Below are 17,539 nucleotides of genomic sequence, written 5' to 3'. Positions count from 1 at the left end.
CAGAACCAGTCGATCGACGACCTCCTTGAGCAGCACCAGGGTCTGGCCTTTGTTGTATCGACCTATCTCAGAGCGTCTCGCCATACTCTCGTGACCGATAAGCTCTTCCACGAATTCCCTCTGGGCCCCGGCGTTCAGAAGGAGGGTGGTGGCCGAGTGTCGGAAGGAATGAAACACCACATCCTTCCGCGCGCCATACTCCGACTTGAAGCGCTGAAACCACTTCCCAAAGGCGCTGCCGTATGCCGTGTCATCGCCGTCATCGAGAGCGTCCTTTGCCTCGGCGCCGACCTCGCCCTCGGGCAATAGAAATTCGTGCTCTCCTCGGCCCACGACCAGCGCTTCGATGAGGCCCAGTCTCAGCAGGTTCTGATGTAGAGGGATCCATCGGGCGCTGCCCTCAGCTTTCAGCTGAAGAGACCGCTCCTTGAGATTGAAGTACCAGATCCCGGTCTCCGCATCCTGGACCACGTGCCGCACGCGGAGCTGGAAGATCTCGCCACGACGCATGCCGCTGTGACTGCCGATGAGGATGCCCCAGTAGCGTTCATCGCACAGGACGTGCGGCCCCGGTATCTTCCAGCTCCGTCGGCTTCGAACGCCGGTGAACAAAGGTGCATTGAACACAGCTACGAGTTCGGCATGATTCCACATCGGCCGATCGTCTCGGGCCCTGTGATGCCGTCCTCGCGCGCGCCTCAGGTTGATGTGAAGGCCCTCGAAGATCGAGGGTAGGCCCTTGGCAACGACTTCGTTGCTCTGAGCCCACGGCCAGAGCCCGGATAAGGCTGCGAGGTGCCGGTTGAAGGTCTGGGGCTTCAGCAGGTCGACGTCGGATCGACCGCTGCAATGCTCGATCAAGCCCCGGATGCCGATCCGCTGCCGAATCTTACGCCATTCGGTGTTCTTATCGTAGTTGGCCGGTAGCGCCAGCATAGCGCGCTTGAACTGAGCGGCATCGGCCGGCCCGTACTCGCCCAGCGGTTTGTCCCCGCAGATCTCGACGAACAAGCGCGCCGTTGACTGGCACTGGCGTTCGATCGACGGCTTCCAGTCGCCGTGCAGAACACGATCTCGGCCATAGGTCTCCCAGCACGCGCTGAAGAGTTTTTGCCCGTGCCGCAGCGTCGATGGCGATGCCGTCTTGACGGCCTCGACCGGGGCCTGAACCGTGCGAACGCGGTTTTCGTGCAGGGGATGGTAGGGCAGTACAGCATCCTGCAGATAGGCCAGCTTCTCCTCGGCAATCGTGATCTCGACATCGAGCAGGGCGCGGCACAGTGCGCCTTCTTCCGAACTGCTCTCGAGATCGATCTCGTTGCTCAGCGCGAGTTCCTGGGCCTTGCCGCGAACGGCGGCGAAGTTGTTGACCGCGCGGTCGCGCTTGAGACCGTCCAGGCGACTTTCATAGAGGAAAATCCAAGCGGCCGGGTCATTGAGGACCACGTCCGAGCCTTCTTCTGGATCGGCTTCGTCTCCTGGCGCGGCTCCGGAGGCAGCGTCGTCCGAGGCTCGAAGATCCTCGGGCTTGGGATACCGCCCGATTTTGCCGACCATCTTATCGTGCGTGAGGGCCTGCGTTTCGAGATGTTGCTCGGCGAGGCGGGCGATATCGGCGCGTGTGAGCGACCGGTTGAAACGGACGAGGGTGAACAAGGTCTCTGTCCCATCCCACAAGCGTTGCGCCATCCGCCGGGCCTCGCCGGGCGTGGCGTGGCCGAGGGAGCGCAGGATCTCATGCTGACCGAACCGCTGGCGCAGGTCGTGGGGGATGATACGGCGAAAAAAGACCGTTTGTCGGCGACGGCGGAGGTGGGTGCGGGGCAAGGCAGGAATTCCTGCCGTCCAGGCGAGTGGACCTCCCGAGTGGACCTGGACGGAGCGGTCGGCCCGGGCGGGTCCGAAAACAGCCGGAGAATCAACGGTCGGCTGAGAATCTTGAGCCTTTGGCTGGGGCGCCAGGACTCCCAGCCAGGTTCCAAATTCGCGAGCGGGCTTAAGGTTAGGCGGCGCTCCGTTTGGTCCAGTATCACCATGTGGACCACAAACCTGGGCCGGGTCAACGGGGCCCCATCTGGGGCCCACTGGATACCTCCAGGGCCTCGCGGGCATCCTCGACCACCTGCCTACGGCGGCGCTCCGTCTCGGCCAGACGCAACAGATCAGGGACCGGGAGGGCTCCGCGGTCCGGGTCGGCGCGCAGTAGGTCGGCTGCAATCGCCGCGTGCTCCATCGTGCGGACGGCCCTCGCCTCGGCTTCGCGCCGCAGCTGCACCTCGGTCGGGCGGCGGCGCATCGCCTTCTCGACCTCAACCTCGACCCCGAATGCCCGCCCACTGACGATCCGGGCATGCACCACCGCCATGTCCCGGGCATTGCGGGCCGCAGTTGTCGCCTCCGCCAGGGCCGCCAGGTGGGGCCTCAGCCAGCCCCGCATCCACCACCACGGACGCCGCCACCCGGTCGGTGTAAGGGCCGCCAGCGCGGCCCGCCGCGCTTCCGCCGCCTCGGCCTCGGCATGGACACGCCGGGCCTCCTCCCCCGCCTGCGCCTCCAGAGCCCGCGCTTCAGCGACCGCCGCGGGCTCCGGGAGCGGCGCCCGCGCTGCGTCGCGCTCCTGACATGCCCGGCGGTAGACGCCCTCAAGCTCGGCTAGCCGCGCGGCGAGATAGCGCCGTGCCGCCTCCTCGCGGATCCCGGTGAGGTTCAGGCCGCGGGCGAGGCGGTGCGCGGCGGCGGCTTCGCGGATCCGGTTCCTGCGGCCGGGCGCGGGGGCTGGGCCGGCAGCCGCAGGGCTCCCTCGATCCGAGCGAGCCGGTCCCCCGCCTCGCGCTGGGCCACCAGGATCTCTACCAGCGTCTCGCGCAGGGCCTCCAGGGGTGACGGTCCCTCCCGCATCTCCAACAGGTCGAGGAGCGCCATCAGCCGGTCCGTGCGCGTGTCGATGATCCGGGTCCGGCTCAGGATCTCCTGGGAGGGCGGCGGGGATTGGGGCAGCGACGGAGAGGTAGGTGGGGTCAATGCGGTCATCAGGTTCCTCCATGCGCGTGGCCACGACGGCCCGCTTCTGCTTCACGATGCGGTCGAGGGCGCCGACGACAGCGCCCCCGGCCGCGAGGACGGTCCAGACGCCTGGCTTCCCGCCCGGGGCGAGGGACAGGCCGGCCCCGGCGAGGGCGTCCCGGAGGGCAGTCGGCCCGGTCGCGGCAGCCCATGCCGCCTTCACCGCGGCGCGGGCCGCCACGTCGTCCACCCCCGCCCGGCGCAGCCGCTGACGCGCCCCGGGCGTGGTCGCCGACCGCGGCGGGCCGTCCGCGGCTGCTGCCTCCAGCGCGGCGGCGACCTCGGGCCGGCCCCGAGCGCGCAGGGCCCTGGCCAAGGCCCGGTCGTGGCGGCCGGGGGTCAGGGGCTCGCCGCGGTCGTGCTCGATCTCGCGGGCGACGCGCTCCAGGCGCAGGTGCAGCCAACTGTCGTCCAGCGCCCGCCCTTCCAGGCCCCAATGAGCCACGACCAGATGCGCGTGGCAGGGGGCCCGGCCGGCGACTGAAGCCTTGCCGTGGACGACGAGGGCGTGCGGGTGGATCGCGGGGTCTGCGCCCATCTCGCGCATCGCCCGGTCGGCGTCGGCGCTCAGGTCCGCGACCGAGCAGGTCCCTGATGGGGCGAGGCTGATATGGTGGAAGGCCGCCGCGGCCGTGCGCGGGGCGAGGCGGCGCATCGCGGCGAGTGCTCCCGGCAAGTCAGTGGCGGCGAGGCCGATGATGCGCACGACCGCGACGCTGGCGTTGCCGTCAAGACGTAGGAGATGCCGCGAGAGGTTCCGGGCATCGCGGGCGGTGCGCCCGTGACGGACGTGCTGCATGATCACGCCTCCAGGGCCGCGCCGAGCCGGGCGTCGATGGCGGCCAGCATCGCGCGGATCGCGGCCAGTTCCGCCGCCTGGGCGGGCTGGCCGAGGTTCGCCCGCCGGGCGACCTGGTTGACGAGGTTGCCGAGCCGGCCGAGGGCGCCGGTGGCCTCGCGGACCGCCTCGGTGAGGGCCGAGCGCGGCTGTGGCAGGGGGCGGCGGCGCTCCGTCCCCAGGGCACGGCGCACCGCGTCCGCGGCGTAGGACGAGGGCCCGACGCCGAGGCTGGCTGCGGTGGCGCGCAAGGCCGCGCGCTCGTCGGGCCGAAGTTTCAGGGTCACAACTTCGCAGAGGGCCAGAGGGGTCGTGTCGGTTGCCATGGCGGGGGTTCCACAGGGGGCGGTACGCCCCCTTGGCCAGTTGCCCGGTCATACCGGGCATTGCTGGCTCTCAGGGGCTTTCCTGAACAGGATCGGCGTTCGCATCGATTCGACAAGGTGACACCGGAGCATGCCGAGATCTGGCGATAACGGCGGGCATGCCGGGTGCCAGCAACTGCCACCCCCATCGCTTCCTTAACCCAGTATCACCTTGCGGCGTCGGAACCTGCTCGGCACCATCCTCGCACCTGGAGGATTGGGTGGGACGGCATGACCGAGGGCGCGACGGAGACCACGATGAGGACGGTGGCGATCCGGTGGGACCCGGCCGCCGAGACCTTCATGCGGCTGACGCTGGACCCCTGCGGCCGCATCCTCGCCCGCCGCGACCTTGAGCCAGTCGAGAAGGCGGCGGCCTTGCGGTGCCTGTTCCTCACCCACACGACGACGGCACAGCGTAGGGCGGTCGGCGGCCTACTGGATCGGGCCGGCCTGCTACTGCGCCCGCAGCCAGCCGGGCGCCAAGGGGACCCTACGGCCCTGAGCCGGCGGTTCCTGGCCGGCGGCGCGACACCGGACATCGTGGCTTGGGCGGAACGGCTCGATGTCGAAGCCCGCGCCATCCTGGTCCTGGCCTGGGCGCTGGCCTTGGTGCGGGTGGTGCCAGGCCAAGCACTGCCGCGGCTGGAAGACCTCGACGCGGATCTTCCCTACATGCCGCCGGAAGGACCCGCGCCAGGCCCGGACCCCATCGACCTGGACGCCATCCTCGAAGAGGCCGTGGCGGCTAGCGCCCTGGTCTCCATCGATTTCCCTTGAGGGCCACGAGGAGCGGTGCGCTGCCAGGGTGTCTGGCTTCACCGAGCCCGATGGCGACCGCCCCCTCAAGCCGCGCTGACCTCCGCCGCCTTCAAGCGCTTGGCGAGCTTGGCGATGGTCGCCCGGCTACAGCCCGTGGCTGCCTGGATCGTGGACCAAGACTTCCTCGCCTCCAGCAGGGCGACGATGCCGGCGTTGCGCTCCACGTCCTCGACGCGGCCCTTGTACAGCCCGGCCGCTTTGGCTTTCGCCTGACCCTGGGCCTGGCGGCGGCGCCTGTCGTCGTAATCCTTGCGCGCCACCGCCGCGAGCATGTCGAGCATCATGCCGTTGATCGCGTCGAACATCCTGCCGGTGAACGGGTCGGTCTCAGCGCTCGCCATCATCCAGGAGGTAGGCAGGTCGAGGGCGACGACGCGAACGTGGCGGGCGGCCATCTCGGCCTTCAGGCGTTGCCAGTCGGCCGTGGTCAGGCGGGAGAGGCGGTCCACCTGTTCCACCAGCAGAACGTCGCCGGGATGGGCGTCGGCGAGGAGGCGGAAGAGCTCCGGGCGAGCCAAGCTCGCGCCCGACGCATTCTCGACATAGGCCGCGGCGATGGTCAGGCCGCGGTCGGCGGCGAAGCGGTTGAGATCGGCCCGCGCCCTGGACGCGTCCTGGTCGTCGGTGGATGCACGGAGGTAGGCGCGAACGAACATGGTGAACCGCCGAGTTCGGTTAGGATGGTTCACATCCTAGCAGTTCACTTTGAAACGGCCAAGCTCGGAAAATGAACCAGCGCGTGCATGGTACGAATGAGGTATACCCAAAATGAACTCTTGCGAACAGACGTACCACCAGCTCTGACTACTGTACCCGCTTCCGGGTCGGTAATGGTTTAGCAACCTTAAAGGTGTAGTATCGCCGGAAGGTCGAGCATTTTCGGCGATCTACGGGACTAAGGTCATGCGCCTCACGGTTAAAAATCTGCTGATAGGCCTGTTCGGCCTACTCGCTGCTCTCTTTTTTGCTCAGAGCGCCGTAAATTACTTGTCGCTCCGGTCTATCCACGAACGTGTATATGACATCACGGCTAACTGGATGCCATCTATCGAGACTGTTAGTCAGTTCCAAGGTATCCTGGCTGAAGACCGCTTGGCTGGCTATCGACTTATAACAGCCGAGACAGACGCTGGTCGCGCCGAAGCGCTTCAACGCGATGTTAATATTCAAGCACGTCTGCGGGAGCTGGAAGTGGCATACCAGCCCTTGATTACCTCACCAGAGGAGCGGGCGCTGTACGAGGCGTTCCAAGCGAAGTGGAAGCAGATGAAGGCTGTCTGGGAGCGCTGCGCCAACCTTGCGCTCACGGACCGTTCATCAGCGCTCAAGGTGTATCGCGTAGAGCATCGCGAAATCTACGAAGCGGCTGTCGACTTATTGAACCAAGATATATTGCTGAACAAACGTGGCGCTGCTACTGCCGTTCAGGCCGCCACAGAAACGGAGACCCGAGCGGTCCTTGTGACTTGGCTGTCTCTTGGTTTAGCAGCGGCCTGCGCGCTCGGCGCCATGGCTGTCACCTTTCTACACGTCGCTCGGCCCATCGACCGAATGACGACGAGCATGAAGGCCCTGGCTGGCGGCGACACGACGGTGGAGGTGCCAAGCCGGCACCGCCGCGACGAGATTGGCGCGATGGCCGCCGCCGTCGAGGTGTTCAAGGACAACCTGATCCGCACCCGCCAGCTTGAAGCGGAGACGGCGCTCGCCCGCGCCTCAGCCGAGGAGCAGCGCAAGGCGACCATGCGCCAGATGGCCGACAGCTTCGAGGCGGCGGTTGGCGGCATCGTCGGCATAGTCTCGTCCTCAGCCACCGAGTTGCAGGCGACCGCCCAGCAGATGACCTCGGCCGCCACCGAGACCGCCAGCCAGTCCACGACCGTCGCCGCCGCGGCTGAAGAAGCCTCGGCAAATGTCAACACCGTGGCGGCAGCGGCTGAAGAACTCGGAACTTCCGTGGCCGAGATCGGCCGGCAGGTGTCGCACTCGTCCGGCCTCGCGCAGCAGGCCGTCGCAGAGGCGGACGAGACGGCGACCCTTGTGCAGGCCCTCAGCCAAGCCGCCGACCAAATCGGGTCCATGGTAGGCATGATCTCCAGCATCGCCTCGCAGACGAACCTCCTGGCCTTAAACGCGACCATCGAGGCGGCGCGCGCCGGCGATGCGGGCCGCGGCTTCGCGGTGGTGGCGTCCGAGGTAAAGGAACTCGCGAGCCAGACTGCGCGTGCTACCGAGGAGATCGGTCAACGCATCGGTCAGGTGCAGGGCGTGACAGACCAGGCTGTGACTGCCATCGGCGGGATCGGGAGCCGAATTCGGGAGATCAACTCCGTGGCCACCGCCATCGCCGCCGCGGTCGAGGAGCAGGGTGCGGCGACGCAGGAAATCGTCCGCAACGTAGCCCAAGCGTCCACCGGGACGGCCGAGGTGACCAGCAACATCGTCAGCGTGGCGAAAGCCTCGGAGGAGACGGGCGCCGCCGCCTCTCAGGTGCTCGCGTCCGCCTCCGAGCTATCGCGCCAGTCCGAACACTTATCAGCCGAAGTCCGTCGCTTCCTTGCAACCGTGCGTGCAGCCTGAGCGGACCTTCACCGAGATTTGGTCCGGTCTGGGGGATTCTGGTTCACGGACGGCCTCTCCGAACGATCTTGACCACAAAGGCCGATTACCCGAGGGGGCCCACTCCGTGTTGGCGAGTGGGTTGAGAGAAGGGGTTGCCGATGGAGGGAGACGAGTTCGGTCCTGGACGGGCTCGGCCGACACGGGAAATGAATGGACGGCTCGGACCTTGCAAGAGGGTTCGGGAAGTCGGCGGGCGATGGCCCTGGGAAGGCGTCCGATGGGGCCTGGGGGCCACGCCTTGACCATCCACGCCTTGCGGGGCGGAAGGACCTTCGTGGCCTTCCTGGCGGCTCTCACGGGCCGGGAGGCGGGCGAGACGTTCGGGGCGAGTGAGCCGGGGCTCAGCAAGTCGCGCGGCGTCGGATTGGCCGGTGGGGAGTTATGCCGGTACTCGCCGGAGGCGAGGTCTTCGCGTGCGCGCGAAGAGGCCGCGGGGCTCCCCTCTATTCCGTCAGCACGATTCTCCGTCCGTGGTCGCTTTACGACCGCACACAGCGTCTTCCCACCTGGGACCCGGGCTTTCGTCATGGCGACCACGCGACCGGCCTCCATGGTCTGCCCTGGACGTTTGCTGGCCTTGCGGCGGGGGCCGGGGTCCGGGCGATCCTCGATCACGATGCGGTTCCCCTCACGCCGGACCACCTTGCCCTTGAGAGTGCCGCGGAACCTCCGGAACTCCCCCGCCGGCTTCATCAGACGGACGCGGGGTAGGTTCCACAATTCCAGGATGGCTTCTTCGGGCCAAGCCATGATCTCGCGATGGTCGATGACGCGAGAGGCGCAATAGTTTGCCGCAGCGCCCGGGCGTTCAACCTTATCTTCGTCTATCCACTTGTCGAAGAATTTGACGCCGAGATCCATCAGGGCAGCCTCGACCTTGTCGTCGCGCACGTCCCACAGGGCATGAGCGTGGATGTCCCAGAGGTCGTGCGCCACGTCGTAGCGGATGTGGACGACGGAGAGCACCGGCTTGATCATGCCGGCCGTGACGAGGCGCCCCACGCGTCGGTCGTAGACCCGTGCGAAGTCAGATAGGGCCTGGGCCAAGGTTCCTGGCCGGGCTTTGCATTTTGCAGGTCGAAGGCCGACGAGGCGCAGGTGGCTGAGGTCGCGGCCCTGAGCGAAGGCATCGAACGACAGGGCCATCGCGGCCGCCCTGCGCCGCGCTAGGGTCGCGAAGAGGGGCCGCTCCCGCGTCTCGTTGACGAGGTACGCGGTTCCGGTCGCGACAGCCACGAGGATGGTCTCCTGCGCGGGCCGGAAGTCGATCCCGTAGTCTTCCAGGATCGAGATGGTGCGGGCATCAGCCTGAGCCTCCTCGGTACGGGACAGAGGCAGCTTTCGCGGCCGTCGCCGACGCCGTCTTCTGGGGACGAAAGGCGCAGAGGACGCGTTGGCTTCGTCCGGGACGTCGAGGTCGGAGGAGGAAGGGTCGAGGAGCATGGGCGAGCTTTGGACGCCCGCCACAGTGGCAGGGTGTTACCGAAGCTCGGCTATTCGCGTGCATATGTCGAGGGCGCGTCTCGGGACCGTCAGCGCCGTGCCTTCTTGGCCCTGGCCGCCCGCGTTGCTTTCAACTGCATGTCTCGTTCAGCGAGAGCGACGAACCCGGCCCGCTGCTCAGCAGCCCCTGGTGCTGCCAAGCCGCGCGGGCCAAAGTAGTCGAGGTGACTAAGTTCTACCCCGATATCGATGCGGTCTAAGGTTGCCTTCAGGTGGCTCATGAAAACGCCTTTGGCATAACGCTGGCGCTCGCTCGCCCGTATAGGGCTGTCGTGACCCGTTATTTCATCGGCCCATCCCATATTTAGACCAGGCATATTCTGTAGGTCTGTCGAAACGTTGTGTCGGAACGAATGGAAATCGACCAACTCTTTATAGGACCCTGTCCTCATCCTGTAGTACGTGAACCATCCGGAGAATGCAGCAGAGCGGCGCTTGCCGGGTCCTTGCGGGATCAATTCGGGGAATAAGGGTTCCTGCGGGTCGCGCCCGTAGTACCTATGTTCGAGGAAACCCATGCGGAGCAGGGCTTCGGGGACCGGCAGGTCGCGCGGGCTTTCCACGGTCTTGCTGGCTCGAATGCGCAGGACGGCGATGCCAGCGACGAACTCGATATCCCCTACGACCCGCGAGCAGATTTCATCCTCGCGCGCGCCTGTGAGCCGCCCCCAGAGCGGGACCCAGAACCGGGCATCCCGGTAGATCGTCAGTCCGGCAACGGTTCGACGTTGCAGATTCTTGCATCCCGAGAAGACCGGCGAGGTGAAGAGCTTTTCGACCATCTCCTGCGGCCAAGCATCCCGTTCGTGTCGGGCATGCCGCCCCTTGGGCTTCGATTGGATAAACCCTTCGAATGGGTTCTTCTCCCCCGGGGGAACGTGCCCATTCGTGTGCAACCAGTCCCAGTACTCCTGAAGATTGCCGAAGTGCTTATCCACGGTAGCAAGCTTGAGGCGAGCCAAGGCCTTTCCACTGGGCCCGCCCTCCGCATCCTGAGCGTCGGCGGCCTGGATGATCTCGCGTACGGACATATCGCGCCACGTGCGGGCCTTGTCGTAGAGCCGCGGGACGCGGAACAGGAGGGCACGCCATTCCGAGGCATCTTGCCGCTTCACCGCGGATGCCGGCTTATCTCCGATCAGGGCGAGGAAGAGCTTGCGGGATGAAGCTGCGTTCGATGCCGTGTCCGACTTCCACCGGCCGTCGTTGCGCTTTGCGGTCTCGAACTCCGGCCACCGGGAAAGGAACGGTGTCGAGGGTAGCGGAGTAGCCTGTTTTTCGGATCGGCGCGGCGCTGAGTAGCGTGGTACCGGTGTGAGACTTCCGCACTCGGCCTCAGCACGCTCATCCATTAAGGTGGCGAGCCCCCGCATGATCGTGCGAGCGAGGAAATGGCCGTCCGGGCTGTCCCGGGCGATCTCCGGAGCGATGTCCTCCATGGCGTCTGCCACGATGGGTTCAAGGTCCTGCGAAGCGTCGGGGCAGCGCCCCGAGAGCGCCGCCTGTATCGTGGCCTTCAGCCGGGGACGCACGAACATGTCACCGACGACCCGCATCAGGTCGTCCATTTCCCGCGACTGTGCGGGGCCCATCACCTCGCCCTCGGCCTTCGTAAAGTAGGCAAGGCCGCCGGTAGCCGCGATGTTCACCTCCCACTCCTGGGCGTGCCGGTCGATCCAGCCACGAACCAGTCGGTCGGCTTCGGAACGGTCGAGGGTGAGGGCGAGGTTGGTCAAGAGCGGATCCAGGGCCACGCGCAGCGCCCGCGCCCGCTTGATGGCGAGGGGCCGCGAATTCGTATTCAGGTTCACGACAATCTCGCCTGGTAGGGCGAACGGCGCAATCCCAGCCGGGAGCCGCGCTCGGAACCTGTAGCGGTCGCCCCGCTTCTGAAGGTAGTGCCCGTGCCGCACCCCGATGCCCCGATGTGGACCAGCGATGTGGACCATTCGGGCGCCACCCAAGGGTGGCTCCGCCTAACCTACGGGCGCATCACACGAAATAGAAATTTGGCTGGGGCGCCAGGATTCGAACCTGGGAATGGCGGTACCAAAAACCGCTGCCTTACCACTTGGCGACGCCCCACCGGAGGCCGAGGCTGTCTAGCTCTGGATCGGACGCATGGCAACAGGTAAGGGCAGAAGAGCGGAGTGAGCCGAGCACAGGAGCGGACAGATGGCCGAGCGGGCCGCTATAGTGACCGGAGCCGGGTCTGGGATCGGCCGCGTCGTGGCCGAGGCCTTCGACGCTGCGGGTTACCGAGTCGTCCTGTCCGGCCGCCGGAGGGCGACGCTCGAACAGACGGCCGGCGCGATGACGGGAGGTCCCCTGATCGTAGAGGCCGACGTATCCGAGCCGGATCAGGTCGAGCGGCTCTTCGCCCGGACGCAGGACGCGTTCGGCCGTCTCGACGTGCTCTTCAACAACGCCGGCATCTTCACGCGCGCCGCACCCATCGACGAGATCAATCTAGCGGACTGGCGCGCAAGCCTCGACACGAACCTCACGGGCGCTTTCCTGTGCACGCGTGCCGCATTCCGGATGATGAAGGCGCAGGAGCCGCGCGGCGGGCGCATCATCAACAACGGCTCGATCTCGGCGCAGGTGCCGCGCCCGCATTCCGCGCCCTACGCTGCCACCAAGCACGCGATCACCGGCCTCACCAAGGCGACGGCGCTCGACGGGCGTCCCTACGACATCGCCTGCGGGCAGATCGATATCGGCAATGCCGAGACCGAGATGACGCGCGGGTTCGCTGAGAGCGTGCGGCAGGCTGACGGCTCTCTGAAGGCCGAGGCCGTGATGGATGTCCGCCACGTCGCGGAGGCGGTCCTCTACATGGCGGGCCTGCCGCTCTCGGCGAACGTCCAGTTCATGACGCTCGCCGCGACGCAGATGCCCTGGATCGGACGGGGCTGAGCGCGCCGCTTTTGCGCTGACACGACGATCGGCTTACATGCGGGTTACCCGCGCCCTAACCGCCGAACCCGCCGCGATCGACCGACCGAACCCGCGGTTTCCCGAGCTCGCCCCATGCTGATGCAGACCCAGACGAAGACCGACCCCGCCAACCCGGATCCCGTGGCGCGGCGGCGGACCTTCGCGATCATCTCCCACCCGGATGCCGGCAAGACCACGCTCACCGAGAAGCTCCTGCTCTTCGGCGGTGCCATCCAGCTCGCGGGCGAGGTGAAGGCCAAGCGCAACCGCGTCTCGACGCGCTCGGACTGGATGGGCATCGAGAAGGAGCGCGGCATCTCGGTCGTCACCTCGGTGATGACGTTCGAGTACGGCGACTGCGTCTTCAACCTGCTCGACACGCCGGGCCACGAGGACTTCTCGGAGGACACCTACCGGACGCTGACCGCGGTCGATTCCGCCGTGATGGTGATCGACGCCGCCAAGGGCATCGAGGCGCGCACCCGCAAGCTCTTCGAGGTCTGCAGGCTGCGCGACATCCCGATCGTCACCTTCGTGAACAAGCTCGATCGCGAGGCCCGCGACCCGTTCGACCTCCTTGACGAGATCGAGAAGACCCTGGCGCTCGATGTCGCGCCCGTCACCTGGCCGATCGGGCTTGGGCGCAACTTCGCGGGCACCTACGAGCTCGGCGGCAACCGCGTGCGCCGGCTGGACGCCGCGGACGATGCCGGCACGATTCCCGTCTCCGGCCCGGGCGATGCGCTCTTCGACGAACTCCTCACCGAGGACGGCGCCGCGCAGGCGTGGCGCGACGAGGTGGAGCTCGCCGAGGGCGGGCTGAAGGCCTTCGACCTCGCGGCCTTCCGCGAGGGGCACCTCACCCCGGTCTTCTTCGGCTCGGCGCTGCGCAATTTCGGCGTGCGCGACCTGATCGACGGGCTCAGTCGCTTCGCGCCGCCGCCGCGCGGCCAGGACGCCGACAAGCGCACCGTCGAGCCGTCCGAGCCGAAGATGACGGGCTTCGTCTTCAAGATTCAGGCGAACATGGACCCGAACCACCGGGACCGCATCGCCTTCATGCGGGTCTGCTCGGGCCGCCTGCAGCGGGGCATGAAGGCGCGGCTGGTGCGCACCGCGAAGCCGATCTCGCTCTCGGCGCCCCAGTTCTTCTTCGCGCAGGACCGCGCCATCGCGGACGAGGCCTACGCGGGCGACGTCGTCGGCATCCCGAACCACGGCACGCTGCGCATCGGCGACACGCTGACCGAGGGCGAGGAGATCGTCTTCCGCGGCGTGCCGAGCTTCGCCCCCGAGATCCTGCGCCGGATCAAGCTCACCGACGCCATGAAGGCCAAGAAGCTCCGCGAAGCCCTCCAGCAGATGGGCGAGGAGGGCGTGGTGCAGGTCTTCGTGCCGCAGGACGGCTCCCAGGCCATCGTCGGGGTCGTCGGCGCGCTGCAGCTCGACGTGCTGAAGGAGCGGCTCGCCGCCGAGTACGGCCTGCCGATCGATTACGAGACCTCGCGCTTCTCGGTCTGCCGCTGGGTGTCGTCGGACTCGGAGGCCGAGCTCGACAAGTTCGTCGACAGCCACGGCTCCAGCATGGCGCGCGACCTCGACGGCGCCCCGGTCTTCATGGCCACCACCGCCTTCTCGCTGCGCTACGAGGAGGAGCGCTACCCGGCGGTGCGCTTCACGGACATCAAGGACTACCAGAAGCGGGCGGCCTGAGGCCGCCCGCCGGACGCGGTCCGCGTCAGAACTTGCCGAGCATCGGGAAATCCATGCTCAGGCTCGTCTCGGCCGCGACCGGCGCCTCGCGGCGGCGCGGCTTGCCGTTCAGCACCTGCTTGAGCTTCGATTTCAGCACCGCCATGTCGAAGGGCTTCAGGATGAAGGCGTCCGCGCCGGCCTGATGGGCCACGTTGATGTCCTCGAAATCGAAGGACGCCTCCGTCAGGATGAAGGGGGTGTTCATCAGGGCATCGTCGGCGCGGATCTCGCGCAGCAGCGCGATCCCGTCCATCGGCTCCATCTCCAGGTCGGCGATCACCAGCGCGTAGCGGCGCTCGCGCATCCGCTCCAGCGCCTGGAGGCCGTCCGTGACGCCTTCCACGTCGGGGAAGCCGATGCGGTTCATCAGCATCACGACGAGGCGCAGGAGCTTTTCCTGGTCGTCCACCACGAGGATGGGAGGGGGCGTCTCGCTCATCGGCGTCTACTCGGACTCTGAAGCGGGCGGGGCAATGGGAGCCTCCTGCCCGAACTAGATGAACAGGTGGTCGATGCCCTGCTTGGACATCGCGTCGGTCTGCAGCGCGCTCGCCAGGGCTAGGATCGCGCTGGCCTTCGGGGTGCCGCGCTGGAAGGCCGGCATCAGGTTCGCCTTGGCGAATTGCGCCTCGCTCGCCCCCCCACGGACCACCACCTTGAACGAGCTCACGAATTCCCGCTTGGGGATCTCGCGCCACTCGCAGATCAGCACGTCGCGGTGGCGCTGGTCCTCGGTGATGCGGTTGAAGGTCTCGTGCACCAGGGTGCGCTCGCCCTCGATGACCTGGGCGGCGAAGTTCTGGTCGATCATCAGGAAGCTCGTGATCACCGAGAACTCGTTCTTCTTCTGGGCCTGCCGGGTGATGTCCCCGATCTGGCTGGTGCGCAGCTGCGGCTCGGAGGACAGGCTGAGGCGCGAGAAGTAGATCAGGTGGACGAGAGTCGTCCGCTTGCCGCGCATGTTCGCCCCTCCGACGATCGGCCCCCATCCTAGGAGCAGGCGGATAACGGCCCGTAAACGCCCCCCGCCGGCCCCGAGCGGCAGCCGGCAGGTTTTGCCGGGCGGCGCCGGCGCGCATGCCATTCCTGCCGGGCCGGAAGGCGGGCAGCCCAAGGAAATCAACGCCTTGGCTCTGGCACGGGGGTTGCGGCCGGAGCACCGAGGCCCAATGCCCGGCCGCTGACGGAACCGCCCGCCATGGACATCTTTTCTGCGTTGCAGACCTCGGTCTCGGGACTGAAGTCGCAGTCCTACGCCATCGGCAACATCTCGGGGAACATCGCGAACTCGCAGACGACGGGCTACAAGCGCATCGACACGAGCTTCGTCGACCTGATCGCGGACCAGACACCGAACCGCGAATCGGCGGGCTCCGTCTTCGCGCAGGCACGGCTCACCAACGCGATGCAGGGCAACGTCATCGCGACGCAGACGCCGACCAACATGGCGATCCAGGGCGACGGCTTCTTCGTGGTGCAGAAGCGCACCGGCGACGCCAACGGTCAGACGGCCTTCACGGGCACCGACATCTACACGCGCCGCGGCGACTTCTCGATCGACAAGGAAGGCTATCTCGTCAACGGAGCCGGCGCTTTCCTGCTCGGCCAGAACGTCGACCCGGCCACCGGACAATCCAGCACGCAGCAGCCGATCAAGCTCGCGCAGACCACCCTTGCCGCGAAGAAGACCAGCACGATCAACTACGGTGCGAATCTGCCGCTCTCGCCGGTGACCGCCACTTCGGCCATCACGAAGAACTACCTGTACCAAGCGAACGGCGCCGACGCCGCCGCGAAGGCAGCAGCCCTCGCCACCCAAGTCGTCATCCCGGCCAATCCCGGCGAGGGAAAGACCTCGGCGACGCAGCTCTCCATCGCCAACAGCACCGCCGATCCGAAGGCCGTCTCGAACTTCATCGACGGCAGCGTCTCAGGACCGAAGATCACCGTGTACAGCGGCACGGGCGCTCCTCTTTCGCTCAACACGCGCTGGGCCAAGGTCCAGGACGCCCAGGAGGCGGACGCGGCGGCGACCCCGCCGAAGGTGAAGCAGGACGCAGTCTGGAACCTGTTCTACGCCTCCGACACGACGAAAGCAGAGAGCGACACGACTTGGATCAACGCCGGTACGGCGGTCACCTTTGACGGTTCTGGCAAACTGATCCAGCCGGCCGACGGCATCCTGCCGATCGACAACATGAAGATCAACGGCGGTGAGGTTGGCAGCGTCAACATCAAATTCAATGCTTCGACGCTGACCCAGTTCGCGTCCTCGACCGGCGACGTGCGCACGGATGCCCTGAGCCAGGACGGCTACGGGGTCAGCACCATCAACGACGTGTCGATCACCTCCGAAGGCAAGATCGTCGGGACGTTCTCGAACGGGTCCGTGGTCACGCTGGCCAGCGTGGCGATCGCCCGCTTCACCAACCCGGACGGCCTGAGCCCGGATTCGCAGGGCAACTACAAGGCCACGGACGATTCCGGACCGCCGCTGGCGGGTCTCGTCGGGTCGAGCATCCAGGGCGGCAGCGTCGAGCAGTCGAACACCGACATTGCCGACGAGTTCTCTAAGATGATCGTAACGCAGCAGGCCTACTCTGCGAACACGCGGGTCATGTCGACCGCTCAGCAGATGATGTCCGACCTCATCAACATCGTCCGCTGATCTTCCGGCAGGCGTGAGAGCGGGCGACGGGAGCCGACGCGATGGGACTCGACGCGGTCAACACGGCGACGGCCGGCCTGCGGGCGACGCAGGCCTCCATCGCGCTCGTCTCGCAGAACGTCGCCAACGCGGGCACGGCGGGCTACGTCAAGCGCACCACGAGCCCGGTCTCCCAAGGCCTCAACAACGCGGGGGTGGCGACCGGCGCGATCACGCGCAGCTTCGACCTCGCCGCCCTGAAGCAGCTTCGCATGGAGACGGCGGGCTCCGGCTACACCGCCACGAAGGCCGACATCCTCGCGCAGCTCGACACGCTCTACGGCGTGCCCGGCAGCGCCACGGCGCTCGACGGCGTGCTGAACGGCTACACGCAGTCCCTGCAGACGCTGGCGATCAATCCGACCTCGACGGCGGCGCGCAGCAGCGTGGTCGATGCGGCGCAGGCGCTCGCCACCAAGATCGGCAGCATCGCGCAGGGCGTGCAGGACCTGCGCAGCGGCATCGAGAACACGCTGACCGGGCAGGTGCAGGACGCGAGCGCGCTGCTCGAGAGCATCGCCCGGCTGAACGTGCAGGTGCAGACGGCGGGGGACGGCGGCACCCGCGCGGCGCTGGAGGACCAGCGCGACCAGCAGATCAACAAGCTCGCCGGCTACATGGACCTGCGCGTCACGAACGAGCGCGACGGCTCCGCCACGGTCATGACCGCCTCGGGCATCACCCTGGTCGATCGCGGGGTCGCCGCGAGCCTCAGCTTCGACGGGCGTCCGACGCTCACGGCGAATGCGAGCTACGACCCGCCCGAGACGCGCAGCGTCGGAACGCTGATCGCCAACATGCCGGGCGGCGCCCGCATCGCGCTGAGCGATGACGGTCGGCTGTCCTCCGGCACGATCGCGGCGAATCTGGAACTGCGCGACACCCTCCTGCCGCAGGCGCAGCGCCGCCTGCGGCAGGAGGGTG

Annotated in this window: 14 protein-coding genes and 1 tRNA gene; 6 read left to right on the top strand and 9 right to left on the bottom strand. The window is 67.1% G+C overall.

Annotated elements, in window-relative coordinates:
* The 3 genes from MFF54_RS08690 to MFF54_RS08670 form a co-directional block, all read right to left on the bottom strand.
* Window positions 1-1,827 (bottom strand): DUF6538 domain-containing protein (locus MFF54_RS08690; protein WP_238302208.1); only part of this gene is annotated, 1,827 nt, incomplete at its 3' end.
* Between the two features lie 232 nt (window positions 1,828-2,059).
* Window positions 2,060-3,862 (bottom strand): hypothetical protein, encoded by a 1,803-nt coding sequence (locus MFF54_RS27630; protein ID WP_283206265.1) that lies wholly within the window; start codon window positions 3,860-3,862, stop codon window positions 2,060-2,062.
* Between the two features lie 2 nt (window positions 3,863-3,864).
* Complete coding sequence (locus MFF54_RS08670) at window positions 3,865-4,227, bottom strand: plasmid mobilization protein (protein ID WP_238302205.1); 363 nt, start codon at window positions 4,225-4,227, stop codon at window positions 3,865-3,867.
* A 270-nt stretch (window positions 4,228-4,497) separates the two neighbouring features.
* Here MFF54_RS08670 and MFF54_RS08665 point away from each other — a divergent pair, with 270 nt between their 5' ends.
* Complete coding sequence (locus tag MFF54_RS08665) at window positions 4,498-5,046, top strand: hypothetical protein (protein ID WP_238302204.1); 549 nt, start codon at window positions 4,498-4,500, stop codon at window positions 5,044-5,046.
* Between the two features lie 65 nt (window positions 5,047-5,111).
* Here the strand turns inward: MFF54_RS08665 and MFF54_RS08660 are convergent, their stop codons facing one another.
* A complete protein-coding gene (locus tag MFF54_RS08660) occupies window positions 5,112-5,744 on the bottom strand; it encodes a recombinase family protein (RefSeq protein ID WP_238302203.1) in 633 nt (210 codons plus the stop codon).
* A 247-nt stretch (window positions 5,745-5,991) separates the two neighbouring features.
* On the opposite strand from MFF54_RS08660, the gene MFF54_RS08655 reads away from it, so the two are divergent.
* Window positions 5,992-7,668: a methyl-accepting chemotaxis protein gene (locus MFF54_RS08655; RefSeq protein ID WP_238302202.1), complete on the top strand. Its 1,677-nt coding sequence runs from the start codon at window positions 5,992-5,994 to the stop codon at window positions 7,666-7,668.
* Here MFF54_RS08655 and MFF54_RS08650 read toward each other — a convergent pair.
* The 3 genes from MFF54_RS08650 to MFF54_RS08640 form a co-directional block, all read right to left on the bottom strand.
* The gene (locus tag MFF54_RS08650) at window positions 7,624-9,153 is read right to left on the bottom strand and encodes a hypothetical protein (RefSeq protein WP_238302201.1); all 1,530 of its coding nucleotides are present in this window, start codon (window positions 9,151-9,153) and stop codon (window positions 7,624-7,626) included. The genes MFF54_RS08655 and MFF54_RS08650 overlap by 45 nt on opposite strands.
* Window positions 9,154-9,242: 89 nt before the next feature.
* Window positions 9,243-11,024, bottom strand: a complete 1,782-nt coding sequence (locus MFF54_RS08645; RefSeq protein ID WP_238302200.1) for a site-specific integrase — start codon at window positions 11,022-11,024, stop codon at window positions 9,243-9,245.
* Between the two features lie 199 nt (window positions 11,025-11,223).
* A tRNA-Gln gene (locus MFF54_RS08640) sits at window positions 11,224-11,298 on the bottom strand.
* 90 nt (window positions 11,299-11,388) lie between these two features.
* On the opposite strand from MFF54_RS08640, the gene MFF54_RS08635 reads away from it, so the two are divergent.
* Together MFF54_RS08635 and MFF54_RS08630 are read left to right on the top strand one after the other, a co-directional pair.
* Complete coding sequence (locus tag MFF54_RS08635) at window positions 11,389-12,132, top strand: SDR family oxidoreductase (protein ID WP_238302199.1); 744 nt, start codon at window positions 11,389-11,391, stop codon at window positions 12,130-12,132.
* A 114-nt stretch (window positions 12,133-12,246) separates the two neighbouring features.
* A complete protein-coding gene (locus tag MFF54_RS08630; RefSeq protein WP_238302198.1) occupies window positions 12,247-13,866 on the top strand; it encodes a peptide chain release factor 3 in 1,620 nt (539 codons plus the stop codon).
* A gap of 25 nt (window positions 13,867-13,891) precedes the next feature.
* Here MFF54_RS08630 and MFF54_RS08625 read toward each other — a convergent pair whose 3' ends face one another.
* Together MFF54_RS08625 and MFF54_RS08620 are read right to left on the bottom strand one after the other, a co-directional pair.
* A complete protein-coding gene (locus MFF54_RS08625) occupies window positions 13,892-14,347 on the bottom strand; it encodes a response regulator (RefSeq protein WP_238302197.1) in 456 nt (151 codons plus the stop codon).
* Between the two features lie 54 nt (window positions 14,348-14,401).
* Window positions 14,402-14,869 carry a BLUF domain-containing protein gene (locus MFF54_RS08620; RefSeq protein WP_238302196.1) on the bottom strand — a complete coding sequence of 156 codons (468 nt, stop codon included), beginning with the start codon at window positions 14,867-14,869 and terminating at the stop codon, window positions 14,402-14,404.
* Window positions 14,870-15,106: 237 nt separating this feature from the next.
* On the opposite strand from MFF54_RS08620, the gene MFF54_RS08615 reads away from it, so the two are divergent.
* Window positions 15,107-16,576: a flagellar hook protein FlgE gene (locus MFF54_RS08615; protein ID WP_238302195.1), complete on the top strand. Its 1,470-nt coding sequence runs from the start codon at window positions 15,107-15,109 to the stop codon at window positions 16,574-16,576.
* A gap of 41 nt (window positions 16,577-16,617) precedes the next feature.
* On the top strand, window positions 16,618-17,539 hold a 922-nt coding region (gene flgK / locus MFF54_RS08610), incomplete at its 3' end, for a flagellar hook-associated protein FlgK (protein WP_238302194.1).

It is taken from the genome of Methylobacterium gregans (genome assembly GCF_022179245.1).
Taxonomy (GTDB): domain Bacteria; phylum Pseudomonadota; class Alphaproteobacteria; order Rhizobiales; family Beijerinckiaceae; genus Methylobacterium; species Methylobacterium gregans.
The sequence above is the reverse complement of the archived record's forward strand: the minus strand, read 5'-3'. Positions and strand labels throughout refer to the sequence as shown.